The sequence below is a fragment of the Streptomyces sp. NPDC090106 genome (genome assembly GCF_044747265.1).
Classification (GTDB): domain Bacteria; phylum Actinomycetota; class Actinomycetes; order Streptomycetales; family Streptomycetaceae; genus Streptomyces.
Window position 1 is genome coordinate 1199557 of record NZ_JBIVDS010000001.1, and the last position, 12415, is coordinate 1211971.

A 12415-nucleotide genomic window follows, 5' to 3' on the forward strand; every position below is an offset into this window, starting at 1 on the left:
CCGGGGTCACGCACTGCTGTCTCGGGGGCAAAACCGGTCACTCTCCTCACGATTCCCACCCCCAAGGCCAAGCCGCCAACGATCCTAAGCGAGTTTGCGGACCGTTTGGACTACTCGGTCAGTGCCTGCCGCAGTCGATCTTCGTTCACCCGCCAGAACGTGTGCTGTTCACCATCGACGAGTACGACCGGAATCTGCTCCCAGTACTGGTCGTGCAGGGCCTGGTCCTCGGTGATGTCCTTCGGCTCCCAGCGCACGCCGAGCTCGCCGCAGACTTTTTCGACCGCCGTCTGTGCGTCATCACACAGATGACAGCCGGGTTTGCGAATGAGAGTGACCAGCCGATCCTGGGGCGCCGGCGGCTTCCGGCGGAAAAGAGGACTCATACCGGCCATTCTCCCCCGCGCCACGAGGGGCTCTCCAGCAGTGCTTTAACGGTGCGGTCGCGGAGAGTTCACACCCTCCGAACCTCTCGGCTCCAAGGGCACCGAACAAACTGGCTATGCTCACGCCATGGCCGCTCTCGGATGGCTCACTCCCCGTAGGCGCTCCGCCACGGCGCGGAGCGTGTTGGCAGGCGAGGCGTCGGCGGAGGCCGCACGCAAGTCGTCGCAGGAACTGGAAGGCCAGGAGGTCCCCGAGACCTCGGCACCGGACCAGGAGCCGGAGTTCCCGGTGCTCGGCGACGACCGGGCAGCCGCGTTCTTCGACCTGGACAACACCGTGATGCAGGGCGCAGCCCTCTTCCACTTCGGCCGGGGTCTGTACAAGCGGAAGTTCTTCGAGACCCGCGACCTCGCCCGGTTCGCCTGGCAGCAGGCCTGGTTCCGGCTGGCCGGCGTCGAGGACCCCGAGCACATGCAGGAGGCCCGCGACTCGGCCCTCTCCATCGTCCAGGGCCACCGCGTCGCCGAGCTGATGTCCATCGGCGAGGAGATCTACGACGAGTACATGGCCGAGCGCATCTGGCCGGGCACCCGCGCCCTCGCGCAGGCCCATCTCGACGCGGGCCAGAAGGTGTGGCTCGTCACGGCCGCCCCGGTGGAGATCGCCCAGGTGATCGCCCGCCGCCTCGGCCTCACCGGCGCGCTCGGCACGGTCGCCGAGTCCGTCGACGGCGTCTACACCGGCAAGCTCGTCGGCGAACCCCTGCACGGTCCGGCGAAGGCGGAGGCGGTACGCGCCCTGGCCGCGGCGGAGGGCCTCGACCTCTCGCGCTGCGCCGCGTACAGCGACAGCCACAACGACATCCCGATGCTGTCCCTGGTCGGGCACCCCTACGCGATCAACCCGGACGCCAAGCTGCGCAAGCACGCGCGCCGACTCGACTGGCGTTTGCGTGATTACCGCACCGGCCGCAAGGCGGCCAAGGTGGGCATCCCGGCCGCGGCGGGCGTGGGCGCGGTGGCCGGCGGCACGGCGGCGGCGATCGCTCTGCACCGCCGCCGTCGCTGACGGATCACCAACTGGCGGATGCCGCCCAAAACTCAGGAGATACCCCTCTCCCCGCCCCGGCACTCATCTTGTCGGGGCACAGCCACAACACGCCCCGACCATGACCGAATCTCGATCCGAATCGATCAACAAGCGGTCACTCTCCGGCACTTGATGGGGTCTCAATCGGTTACAGAAGCGACGTAATCGATGAATAGAGCAACTGGGTGTAGCAGGGCCTGTACGAAGCGTTATTCTCCTCAGACGCAAACCGGTACCCCTCCGTCGCTACGACGGGTGAACGGTCCCGCACTGCACGTGATGGAAGCTCTGCCTCTGGGAGTCCCGTGTATGCACACGTCGGGGTTGACGCCTCGGGCCTGGCTACGCTGCGCGCAACGGTTCACAACCTCCTGCGCTTCGTCCCCACCGCGTACGCCGTCCCCGCCCTCGCCGTAGCCACCGCACCGGCCGGCCCGTGCTACGCACTGGCCGACGGCAGCGCGGCTGTCGGCAGACGAGGGCGTTCGACCGGCACCACCACCGCACGCCGTCCGGCCGCGGACAGCGACAGCGCGCGCATGATGGATCTGGTCGAACGCGCCCAGGCCGGCGAGGCCGACGCGTTCGGGCGGCTCTACGACCAGTACAGCGACACCGTCTACCGGTACATCTATTACCGGGTGGGCGGAAAGGCGACGGCCGAGGACCTCACCAGTGAGACGTTCCTGCGCGCGCTGCGCCGCATCGGGACGTTCACCTGGCAGGGCCGTGACTTCGGCGCCTGGCTGGTGACGATCGCCCGCAACCTCGTCGCCGACCACTTCAAGTCGAGCCGCTTCCGCCTGGAGGTGACGACCGGCGAGATGCTCGACGCCAACGAGGTCGAGCGGTCACCGGAGGACTCCGTCCTGGAGTCCCTCTCCAACGCCGCGCTCCTCGAAGCCGTGCGCCGGCTCAACCCGCAGCAGCAGGAGTGCGTCACGCTCCGCTTCCTCCAGGGCCTCTCGGTCGCCGAGACCGCCCGGGTGATGGGGAAGAACGAGGGCGCGATCAAGACCCTGCAGTACCGGGCCGTCCGCACCCTCGCCCGGCTGCTCCCGGACGACGCCCGCTGACCCCGGCACCCCCGCAGCGCTCGGCGACTCAGGGCGACGAACAACTCGCGCTCGGTTAAAGTCCGTTGACTTCCCGATCCGATCATCCGCCGTCCGTAACCCAAGTGCCGCGCCGCTCGTTGTGCGGGATGCAGGCTCCCTGTGGTCACTCCCTGACCCACGTCGATCACCCGATCGTGTGGACGTGGTCGGGGCGTGCAACCCTCAGGACCCCCTGGGGAGTCGACCGTCATGACGAGAGGAGGTGCCGCCCGTGATCGCGAACGTATCGGCGCACCGGCGGGCGAACGCCTTCGCCCAGGCCCTGGAGGACCAGTCCGACCAGGGCACGGCGGCCGAAGAGGCCGAAGGACCGGCGCCCGACCCGGCCGCCGCCGAACACTCCGAACGGGGCCGCATGCTGGCCCTGACGGAGTGTCTCGACGAGCTGCCGAAGCCGAAGCTGGATCCCGAGGTCAAGGTCGTCCAGCGGGCCCAGCTAGTAGCCGCGTTCGAGGCCATGCTCCAGGAAGGCGCTGTCGGGGGTGGGGCGGGCGGCCCCGCGGTCCCCGAACAGCGCTCGCACCGCGCGCGAGGCGCCCACCGGGCGTCCGCGCTGGGCAAACTGCGCCCGAAGTCGAGACTGACCAAGGGCCTCGCGGCCGGCGGACTCAGTGTCGGCGTCGCCGCGGGCGCGTTCGGCGGAGTGGCCGCGGCCAGCTCCGACGCACTCCCCGGTGACTCGCTCTACGGACTCAAGCGCGGCATCGAGGACTTCAAGCTCAACTATCTGTCCGACGGGGACGACCAGCGCGGCGAGGCCTTCCTCGACCAGGCCTCCACCCGGCTCAACGAGGCCCGTCGCCTGATGGACCGCGGGCGCGGCGGCCACCTCGACCACGAGTCCCTCGGCGAGATCCGCCGCACCCTGTCCGGGGTACAGCACGACGCCACCGAGGGCCACCGTCTCCTGCACGCCGCCTATGAGCGCGACCCGGACTCGCTCGGCCCCATCCAGGCGCTCTCCGCGTTCTCCAACTCGCACCGCGAGGCCTGGGGCGCCCTGCGCGACCGGCTGCCGGTCCAGCTCGGCGACGTGAGCGAGCAGGTCAGCTCGGTCTTCGACGCCATAGACGAAGAGGTCGCCCCGCTCCAGTCGCTGCTCCCCCAGCCGCCCGCCCGGGGCGGCGAAGGCCGGCGGCAGGGTCCCGGCACGTCCGCGCCCGGCAGCACGGGCTCGGACCGTTCCGTCCCGCCGAGCGACTCCGCCCCGGACACCACCGGCTCGGACACCCGGAGCCCCAGCAGCTCCGCGTCCTCCGACACCGGCGACGGTCTCCTCGGCGGCAACACCGGCGGCCTCCTGGACCCCCCGGCCACCAGCGGCACCAGCTCCACGCCGTCCGCGACGACCGACCCGACCGACCCCGACGTCACCCTCCCGCCCCTCCTCCCCGGCCTCCTCCCCGGCCTGGGCATCGACAGCGAGGACGCGGGCTAGCAGCGACACACCGATGGGGCGCCCTTCTCGGAAGGGCGCCCCATCGACGTACCACCACGCGGAACCAGGCGGAACCAGGCGGAACCAGTCAGAAGAACACCGACCGCCGCTGCACCAGCAGCTTGTACAACGTGTGCTGGATCTGCTCCCTCACCTGGTCCGTGAGGTTGAACATGAGCATGGGATCCTCGGCGGCCTCCGGCGGGTAGCCGTTCGTGGGGATCGGTTCGCCGAACTGGATCGTCCACTTGGTGGGGAGCGGGATCGCGCCGAGAGGGCCGAGCCACGGGAAGGTGGGGGTGATCGGGAAGTAGGGGAAGCCGAGGACGCGGGCCAGCGTCTTGGCGTTGCCGATCATCGGGTAGATCTCCTCCGCGCCCACGATCGAGCACGGAATGATCGGGGCACCCTTGCGCAGAGCCGTGGAGACGAAGCCGCCGCGGCCGAACCGCTGGAGCTTGTAGCGCTCGCTGAAGGGCTTGCCGATGCCCTTGAAGCCCTCCGGCATCACCCCGACCAACTCGCCCTGCCCGAGCAGCCGTTCCGCGTCCTCCGCGCAGGCCAGCGTGTGCCCCAGCTTGCGGGCCAGCTCGTTGACCACCGGCAGCATGAAGACCAGGTCGGCGGCCAGCAGGCGCAGATGCCGGTCCGCCGGGTGGTTGTCGTGGACGGCGACCTGCATCATCAGGCCGTCCATCGGGATCGTCCCCGAGTGGTTGGCGACGATCAGCGCGCCGCCCTCCGCCGGGATGTTCTCGATGCCCTTCACCTCGACCCGGAAGTACTTCTCGTACACCGGCCGCAGCAGCGACATCAGGACCTGGTCGGTGAGCTCCTCGTCGTACCCGAAGTCGTCGACGTCGTAGTCCCCGGTGAGGCGGCGGCGCAGGAACGACAGGCCGCCGGCGATCCGCCGCTCGAGCCCACCGCTCTCCGGTTCCTTTTCGGTCACCTGAACATCATCGTGGCCCGAACCCGCCGTGGGCAGGGGCTGGACCTCATGAACCTCACGTACCTCACGGACCTCGCGCACCACCGCGGGCTCCGCGGCCTTGCGCCTGCTCCCCACACCCCGGCGCCGCGACGGCCGCTGCACGGCAGCCCCACGGGACCGGTCGTCGTCGAACGGAATGACCTTGGCGTCCGCCATCGTTGATGCGCTCCTCAGTTGGCGCTCTGCGTCGGGAGGTGCCCGCCGCCCAGGACGGGCAGCGCGGCGATCCGGTCCACGGCCCCCGCGAGGGCCTCGGGCGGCAGCAGCCCCGGTCCGCGGCCCCGCACGAAGTCCGCGAACGTCTCCGCCGTCGTGTACTTGGGCCGGAACCCGAGGGTCTCCCGCATCTGCCCGGTGGCCACGACCCGGCCGTGGGTGAGCAGCCGGATCTGCTCGGGCGAGAAGTCCGTCACGCCCAGCGTACGGACCAGCGTGCCCGCCCAGTTGACGGCGGGCAGCAGCAGCGGCACCGTCGGCCGCCCGAGCCGCCGCGCGCACTGCGACAGCAACAGCACCCCGTCTCCGGCGATGTTGAACGTGCCGCTGTTCAGCGTGGACCGCTCCGGGTCGTGCGAGGCCCGGCGCAGCACCTCGATCACGTCGTCCTCGTGGACGAACTGGAGCCTCGGGTCGTACCCGAACACGGTCGGCAGCACGGGCAGCGAGAAGTACGAGGCGAGCGGTGTATCGGCGCTCGGCCCGAGGATGTTGGCGAACCGCAGCACGCACACGGCCACGTCGGGACGCCTCCGAGCGAACCCGCGCACATACCCCTCGACCTCGACGGTGTCCTTGGCGAACCCGCCGCTGGGCAGCGACTTGGGCGGGGTGCCCTCGGTGAACACGGCCGGATCCCGCGGCGCCGACCCGTACACGTTCGTACTGGACTTGATCACCAGCCGCTTGACCGTCGGCGACTTCTGACAGGCACCCAGCAGCTGCATGGTGCCGATGACGTTGGTCTCCTTGACCGTGGTCCGGCTGCCGCTGCCGAGCGCCATCGCCGTGACGTCCAGGTGTACGACGGTGTCGGCGGCCGTCTCGGCCAGCACGCGGGCTATGGCCGGCTGCCGGATGTCGGCCTGGACGAAGTCCGCGCCGCCCAGATGATGCTCGGGCGGCACCGCGTCCACGGCGATCACCCGGTCCACCTGAGGGTCACGCTGAATGCGTCGTACGAACCGGCCCCCCAGTTGACGGGCCACTCCGGTCACGAGCACGACCTTGCCCAAGATCAGCGCCTTCCTTCGTCCAGCACTCACTCGTCACTGCGTACCCTGCCGGGTTCCCCGCCTGCCGCCAACCTAGCGGGTCGATGTTGCGCTGTGATGACCACCCAATGCACGAAGTGACGACATCCACAGTCGTACGACCAGACCAGGCCATGTGAAGTGCCATGTGCAGTGGCATGTGACGGCCGGCCAGGTCGGCGAGGCCCGGACGGGCCGGCCGGCCGCTCGCTCCCCGCCGGACGGACACCCGCTCCGGATATGCGTGTGGCCCCCCACCGGGTCCGGTGGGGGGCCACAGTCACACTGCCTGCGCAGCGTCGCTTACTTCTTGTTGCGACGCTGAACGCGCGTGCGCTTGAGCAGCTTGCGGTGCTTCTTCTTGGCCATCCGCTTGCGCCGCTTCTTGATAACAGAGCCCACGACTACCCTCGCTCACTTCTCATCACTCGGTGCTGGGCGCCATGGGCCCATACGACCTACAAGGGGCCAGCCTACCCGCCCGAGCGCTGAGGTCGTAATCGAGGGCGTCGCCGACCGTTGATCAGGCGGTTTCCACCCCCACATAACTCTCGCGAAGGTACTCGTGGACCGCTTGCTCCGGGACACGGAACGACCGCCCCACCCGGATCGCGGGCAGATGACCGCTGTGCACCAGCCGGTACACGGTCATCTTCGACACTCGCATCACCGAGGCTACTTCCGCCACGGTAAGGAACTGAACCTCGTTCAGAGGCCTCTCGCCTGCTGCAGCCATCACACACCTGAACCTTCCGCACTCGACGGCCACCGGCTTCCCCTTCCGGTGACTCTTCGTCGCTGCGTGCTCACTCCCCAATGTAGGGGCGGGTGATGCGAGTGGGGAAGAGGTGCACCCATCAACGGCCTACTGTGACAGACACGCTCGATTGAGTACGTAGCGGGTAAGCGGCCGGTAGTAATCAGACCGCACAGCGTCATCAAGTGGAACGACGACGGACACGACCCCCTCCGCCTCCCCCACGAAGAGCGCGGGGTCATCGGTATCGGCCAGCCCAATGGCCTCAAACCCCAGCTGACCTGCTCCGCAGACCCACCCGTGATCCCCGATCACCAGCCCGGGCAGCACCCCGCAGGCATCCGCCGCGGCCTCCAGGGCGACCCGAACCGGGAGCGGTGAATGCGTGTGTGCGCCGGTCGCACGACCGTCGCCCACGGCGTCGGCGTCTCGCACGAACGCGACTCCTCGTACGTAGTCGAGGTTGTACGTGCGTAGACCGAACCGGGTCGTTATGTCGACACAGCGACCATGCGCGGGGGTGAGGACGGCACATCCCGCCGCCGACAGCGCGTCCGCCAACGCGGCGTAGAACCCGAGCAGCCGGTGCGGGTGCCCGGTGCCGATCAGCACGGGGGCGCCACGCTGCGCGACGTCGGCGATCCGACCGGCGAAGGCGTCGAGGGCGGCCAACGTCCGTTCAGGATCGATCACATCCTGGCCCGAAGTGACCCGCGGATCGCTCGAAACCCCGCACTTGTCCGCCATGAGACCGATCAGGTCCCGCTGTCCCCATGTCCGTTCGGGATCGATCCCGATCGTCATCCGGGGGTCCCGAGCCGCGAACAGCCGATAGCTCCGCAGGCTCTCCTCCCGCGAGGTCGCCACGACCCCGGCAAGCCGAGCAGCCAGCAGATGAGCACGCATCGCCCCGACGGACACCACCCCCCGATGCTGCCGCACCCCACCCCGACCGACCCGGGAAACCCCCCAACACCCCACGGTTGGCGTAACGCTCCCCGCACCCCGCCTACCTACCCACCTACCTGGCTGCGGGCAGTCGTGCCGCACCCCACCCACCTACCCACTCACCCAGCTGCGGGCAGTCGTGCCGCTTGGGGCGGCACAGGTGAGCGCAGCGGCACCCGCCCAACGGCGGCGAGCAACGCCCACCCACCTCAAGGCCGGTACCCCCTACGCCAGCAACCCCCGCAGGGGAAACGCCGCCCGCCGGGCAGCCAACACCGCCTGGTCCAACCGGTCCGCAGGGTCGTACCCCGCCTCCCAGTCCCCCCACCCCACCGGCCACCGCCCGTCGGTCATCCGCCCCGGCCCCAACTGCCGCGTCCGAGCGAACACTTCCTGCCGCCAGCTCTCAGGAATCACCGTCTCCGGCGCCAACTCCCGCCCCGCGGCGATCGCCACCAGATGCGTCCACGACCGGGGAACGACATCGACGACCGCGTACCCACCCCCACCGAGCGCGACCCACCGCCCCTCGGCGTACGAATGCGCCAACTCGTGACAGGCGACCTGCACGGCCCGCTGCGCGTCCAACGACACGGCGAGATGAGCCAGCGGATCCTCGAAGTGCGTGTCGGCCCCGTGCTGCGTGACCAGCACCTGCGGCCGGAAGTCCGCGATCAGCTCCGGCACCACGGCGTGGAACGCCCGCAGCCACCCGGCGTCCCCGGTCCCCGCCGGCAGGGCGACGTTCACCGCGCTCCCCTCGGCCCCCGCCGCCCCGGTCTCCTCGGGCCACCCGGTCTGCGGGAACAACGTACGGGGATGCTCGTGCAGCGAGATCGTCAGAACCCGCGGGTCCTCCCAGAACGCGGCCTGGACCCCGTCCCCGTGATGCACGTCGACGTCGATGTAGGCGACCCGCTCGGCCCCCAGCTCCAGCAGCCGCGCGATGGCCAGCGAGGCGTCGTTGTAGATGCAGAACCCGGAGGCGCCCCCGGGCATCGCGTGATGCAGCCCGCCCGCGAAGTTCACCGCGTGCAGCGCGTCCCCGGCCCACACGGCCTCCGCCGCCCCCACCGACTGCCCCGCGATCATCGCGGACACCTCGTGCATCCCGGCGAAGGCCGGATCGTCCACGGTCCCGAGACCGTACGACTGGTCGGCCGCGTCGGGATTCTCCGACGCCGCCTTCACCGCATCGATGTAGTCCTCGCGGTGCACCAGCCGAAGCGTCGACTCCCCGGCCGGCTTGGCGGCCACGACCTCCAGCCCCCGGTCCAGCCCGAAGGCGTCGACCAGGCTCCGGGTCAGGGCCAGCCGGACCGGATCCATCGGATGGTCCGGACCGAAGTCATAGCCCGTTACTGCCTCGTCCCACATCAGCTGTGCGCGGCCGCTCATGCCCGCCACCGTATCGGTCCGGTTGAGCGGCGAACGACTTGGCGTACACGAGCGTCACCAGCACCAACACCATCGGCACCAGCATCGCCCCGCGGTAGCTCCACGCGTCGCCGAGCGCACCGACCAGGGGCGAACCGACCAGAAACCCGACATAGTTGAAGACGTTGAGCCGGGCGATGGCCGCATCGGAGGCCCCCGGGAACAGCCGCCCGGCCGCCGCGAAGGTCTGCGGCACCAGCACACACAGCCCCAGTCCCAGCAGGGTGAACCCGAGCATCCCGACCCACGCCCCGGGCGCCGCCGCGACCACGGCGAACCCGATCGCGGCGACCACCGCACCGATCCGCACCACGGCCGCCGCCCCGAACCTCCGCACCCCGAAGTCCCCGACGGCCCGCCCGATCAGCGTGGTGACCATGTAGACGTTGTAGGGCACGGTGGCCAGCTGCTCACTGCTCCCGAGCACGTCCTGGAGGTACTTGGCGCTCCAGTTGGAGACGGTCGAGTCCCCGATGTACGCGAAGGACATCACCAGGCACAGCGGCAGCAGCAGCTTGAAGGCCAGGGCCCCGCCCTCACCCCCGTCCTTCTCGACGGCGTCCTCGGCGGCACCCCCGTCGACGTACCACCGGCTCCCGACGAACGCCGCCGGCAACAGCACGACGACGACCGGCAGATACGACACGAACAGCGCCAGGTCCCAGTGCGCCCCCACCCACGCGAGCGAGGCCCCGAGAATCCCGCCCAGGCTGAACACCGCGTGGAAACTGAGCATGATGCTGCGCCCGTACGACCGTTGCAGGCTGACCCCGAGCATGTTCATCGAGGCGTCGAGCGCACCCACGGCCAGCCCGAACGCGGCGAGCGAGACGCCGAGTTCGACCGTAGACTCCCCGGCCCCGACCCCGAGCAGCGCCAGCAGCACCACGGGCTGGGACCAGCGCAGCACCCGGCTCGGCGGCACGCGCCGCACCAGCTTCTCGGTCGAGACGCTCCCGACCCCGGCGAGGATCGGCACGGCGGCCAGGAAAGCGGGCAGCAGCGCGTCGGACACCCCGTACCGGTCCTGGATGGCCGGGATCCTCGTCACCAGCAGGGCGAAGGCGACGCCCTGGGCGAAGAAGCTGAACGCCAACGAGGCCCTACCCCGCCGCAGCACATCTGTCATGGCGGCGAGCGTAGAGCCCCGGACTACCCATGGGTAGATCAAGCCAAAGATGAATTCAGTTCATCTTCCTGCCGAGCCCGCTCCCGGGCCTCACGGCGCGCCTCCTCGGTGAGCATGCCTTCCATGGGGCCCGCGGCCAACGCCCCGCTCACCACGAAGGCCACCGCCATGGCGACGACGAGGATGACGGTCCCGAGCCACACCATGGTGTCCACGGGCAGGGTGTACGCCCCCACCACCCGGACCACGCACTCCCCGAGCAGAACGACCCCCCAGACCAGCGAGAAGACCCGCTCGGCCCGCCGGAACTCGACCGACCCCGTCCGCAACCGCCCCCAGGCGGCTTCCCGCCCGGCATCACCCTTCACCAGCCACGGCTTCATCCCGGCGGTCATCATCGGCCTGCCCACCAGCACCGAGACCAGCACCCCGATCCCGATCACACTGCCGACCGCGCTCTCCTTCGCCAGCATCAGCCGAGGATCCCCGGCGACGAGGCTCAGCACGATCCCCACCAGGTTCACGACCAGGATCAGCAGCGCCAGCCCTTCGACGGTCCGCTTCCTGATCACACCCCACCCGGTCCGCACCGCCGGCACCACACTGCTCCACGCGAGCGCCGCCATCGTCCCCATCCCGAACCCGTCCCGGAACAGGTAGTACGACCCGACCGGCACCGCCACGTCCAGGACGAGCGGTACGAAGTCGGCCCCCTTGCCTCGTGTCTGTGTCATGCCCTCAGCTTCGCGGCCGGGAGGGGGTCCCCAGTAGAAACGATCGTCCGGAGCCTGCCGTGACAAAAGTCAGGCCTCAGACCAGCAGATCGGTCAACTCCCGCATGTCGGCGAAGAGTCGACCGGCCGAGGCGAGCCGCGCGGCCGGCGTCATGGCGGTGAACCCGTACACGTCCATCCCCGCCGCGACGGCCGCCTGCACCCCCAGCGGACTGTCCTCGACGACCACACACCGCTCCGGCGCCACCCCCATCCGCTCCGCGGCGTACAGGAACAGATCCGGCGCCGGCTTCCCCCGCCCGACATCCTCCGAGCTGAAGATCCGCTCCTCCTCGAACCACCGGTCCAACCCGGTCGTCCGGTGCCCCACCCGAATCCGGGTATGGCTCCCCGACGAGGCGACGCAGTACGGCACTCCGTCCGCGGCCAGTTTCTCCAGCACCTCGACGGCCCCGGCGACCGGCTTCAGCTCCCGCTCGAACGCGGCGAACACACGGGCGTGGAAGACATCGTCGAAGTCGTCCGGCAACTGTCGCCCGGTCCGCTCCTCGACCAGGTCGTGGATGCGGTGCATGGCGGACCCCATGTAGTCACGCAGGGACTCCTCGTAGGTCGTCGGATGCCCGACCTCGGTGAGATAGGCGGCCAGGAGCCGATTGGAAATGGGCTCGCTGTCGACGAGCACACCGTCGTTGTCGAAGATGACCAGGTCATAGCGCATGCGTTTGAGCATAAACGCAGAAAGGCCCACGCCTAATGGCGTGGGCCTTTCTCAAAATTTGTTCGGCGGTGTCCTACTCTCCCACAGGGTCCCCCCTGCAGTACCATCGGCGCTGTGAGGCTTAGCTTCCGGGTTCGGAATGTAACCGGGCGTTTCCCTCACGCTATGACCACCGAAACACTATGAAACTGTCGAACTATGCCGCACCGCATGTGGCCATACGGGGCCGTTCGTGGTTTCAGAACCAACACAGTGGACGCGAGCAACTGAGGACAAGCCCTCGGCCTATTAGTACCGGTCACCTCCACCCATTACTGGGCTTCCAGATCCGGCCTATCAACCCAGTCGTCTACTGGGAGCCTTACCCCATCAAGTGGGTGGGAATACTCATCTCGAAGCAGGCTTCCCGCTTA

13 protein-coding genes and 2 rRNA genes are annotated in these 12415 nt (G+C 69.4%); 3 read left to right on the forward strand and 12 right to left on the reverse strand.

Annotated features, from left to right (window positions below; genetic code table 11):
- Positions 1–110: 110 nt before the first annotated feature.
- A complete protein-coding gene (locus tag ACIPSE_RS05360; protein WP_401657579.1) occupies positions 111–395 on the reverse strand; it encodes a glutaredoxin family protein in 285 nt (94 codons plus the stop codon).
- Between the two features lie 118 nt (positions 396–513).
- Here ACIPSE_RS05360 and ACIPSE_RS05365 point away from each other — a divergent pair, with 118 nt between their 5' ends.
- The 3 genes from ACIPSE_RS05365 (at position 514) to ACIPSE_RS05375 (ending at position 4032) form a co-directional block, all read left to right on the forward strand.
- Positions 514–1455, forward strand: a complete 942-nt coding sequence (locus ACIPSE_RS05365) for an HAD family hydrolase (protein WP_401657581.1) — start codon at positions 514–516, stop codon at positions 1453–1455.
- A 326-nt stretch (positions 1456–1781) separates the two neighbouring features.
- Positions 1782–2552, forward strand: a complete 771-nt coding sequence (locus ACIPSE_RS05370; RefSeq protein WP_401657583.1) for an ECF subfamily RNA polymerase sigma factor, BldN family — start codon at positions 1782–1784, stop codon at positions 2550–2552.
- Between the two features lie 253 nt (positions 2553–2805).
- Positions 2806–4032, forward strand: a complete 1227-nt coding sequence (locus tag ACIPSE_RS05375) for a DUF5667 domain-containing protein (protein ID WP_401657585.1) — start codon at positions 2806–2808, stop codon at positions 4030–4032.
- Positions 4033–4120: 88 nt separating this feature from the next.
- On the opposite strand, the gene ACIPSE_RS05380 is transcribed toward ACIPSE_RS05375, so the two are convergent.
- From ACIPSE_RS05380 to ACIPSE_RS05430, 11 genes are all read right to left on the reverse strand, one after another.
- Positions 4121–5182 (reverse strand): lysophospholipid acyltransferase family protein, encoded by a 1062-nt coding sequence (locus tag ACIPSE_RS05380; RefSeq protein ID WP_401657586.1) that lies wholly within the window; start codon positions 5180–5182, stop codon positions 4121–4123.
- 14 nt (positions 5183–5196) lie between these two features.
- Entirely contained in the window at positions 5197–6258 is a 1062-nt protein-coding gene (locus tag ACIPSE_RS05385; RefSeq protein WP_401657698.1) for an NAD-dependent epimerase/dehydratase family protein, read from the reverse strand.
- A 321-nt stretch (positions 6259–6579) separates the two neighbouring features.
- Complete coding sequence (locus ACIPSE_RS05390) at positions 6580–6678, reverse strand: 30S ribosomal protein bS22 (protein ID WP_003948845.1); 99 nt, start codon at positions 6676–6678, stop codon at positions 6580–6582.
- Between the two features lie 121 nt (positions 6679–6799).
- Positions 6800–7012 carry a helix-turn-helix domain-containing protein gene (locus tag ACIPSE_RS05395; protein ID WP_004984898.1) on the reverse strand — a complete coding sequence of 71 codons (213 nt, stop codon included), beginning with the start codon at positions 7010–7012 and terminating at the stop codon, positions 6800–6802.
- A 129-nt stretch (positions 7013–7141) separates the two neighbouring features.
- Positions 7142–7957 (reverse strand): phosphatase, encoded by an 816-nt coding sequence (locus ACIPSE_RS05400; RefSeq protein WP_401657588.1) that lies wholly within the window; start codon positions 7955–7957, stop codon positions 7142–7144.
- Between the two features lie 249 nt (positions 7958–8206).
- Positions 8207–9379, reverse strand: a complete 1173-nt coding sequence (locus ACIPSE_RS05405) for an acetoin utilization protein AcuC (protein ID WP_401657590.1) — start codon at positions 9377–9379, stop codon at positions 8207–8209.
- The gene (locus tag ACIPSE_RS05410) at positions 9330–10547 is read right to left on the reverse strand and encodes an MFS transporter (protein ID WP_401657592.1); all 1218 of its coding nucleotides are present in this window, start codon (positions 10545–10547) and stop codon (positions 9330–9332) included. Before ACIPSE_RS05410 ends, ACIPSE_RS05405 begins: the two co-directional genes overlap by 50 nt.
- Positions 10548–10585: 38 nt before the next feature.
- Positions 10586–11281 (reverse strand): VC0807 family protein, encoded by a 696-nt coding sequence (locus tag ACIPSE_RS05415; RefSeq protein ID WP_401657594.1) that lies wholly within the window; start codon positions 11279–11281, stop codon positions 10586–10588.
- 76 nt (positions 11282–11357) lie between these two features.
- Positions 11358–12002 carry an HAD family hydrolase gene (locus ACIPSE_RS05420; RefSeq protein WP_401657596.1) on the reverse strand — a complete coding sequence of 215 codons (645 nt, stop codon included), beginning with the start codon at positions 12000–12002 and terminating at the stop codon, positions 11358–11360.
- 60 nt (positions 12003–12062) lie between these two features.
- A 5S ribosomal RNA gene (gene rrf, locus ACIPSE_RS05425) occupies positions 12063–12179 on the reverse strand.
- A 91-nt stretch (positions 12180–12270) separates the two neighbouring features.
- Positions 12271–12415 (reverse strand): 23S ribosomal RNA (locus ACIPSE_RS05430); the annotation flags it as partial.

Bases quoted from the DNA above. Each gene is read 5' to 3' on its own strand.
- ACIPSE_RS05405 (WP_401657590.1), bottom strand. From the start codon at position 9,379: ATGAGCGGCCGCGCACAGCTGATGTGGGACGAGGCAGTAACGGGCTAT.
- ACIPSE_RS05395 (WP_004984898.1), bottom strand. From the start codon at position 7,012: ATGGCTGCAGCAGGCGAGAGGCCTCTGAACGAGGTTCAGTTCCTTACC.
- ACIPSE_RS05420 (WP_401657596.1), bottom strand. From the start codon at position 12,002: ATGCGCTATGACCTGGTCATCTTCGACAACGACGGTGTGCTCGTCGAC.
- ACIPSE_RS05410 (WP_401657592.1), bottom strand. From the start codon at position 10,547: ATGACAGATGTGCTGCGGCGGGGTAGGGCCTCGTTGGCGTTCAGCTTC.
- ACIPSE_RS05415 (WP_401657594.1), bottom strand. From the start codon at position 11,281: ATGACACAGACACGAGGCAAGGGGGCCGACTTCGTACCGCTCGTCCTG.
- ACIPSE_RS05380 (WP_401657586.1), bottom strand. From the start codon at position 5,182: ATGGCGGACGCCAAGGTCATTCCGTTCGACGACGACCGGTCCCGTGGG.
- ACIPSE_RS05360 (WP_401657579.1), bottom strand. From the start codon at position 395: ATGGCCGGTATGAGTCCTCTTTTCCGCCGGAAGCCGCCGGCGCCCCAG.
- ACIPSE_RS05365 (WP_401657581.1), top strand. From the start codon at position 514: ATGGCCGCTCTCGGATGGCTCACTCCCCGTAGGCGCTCCGCCACGGCG.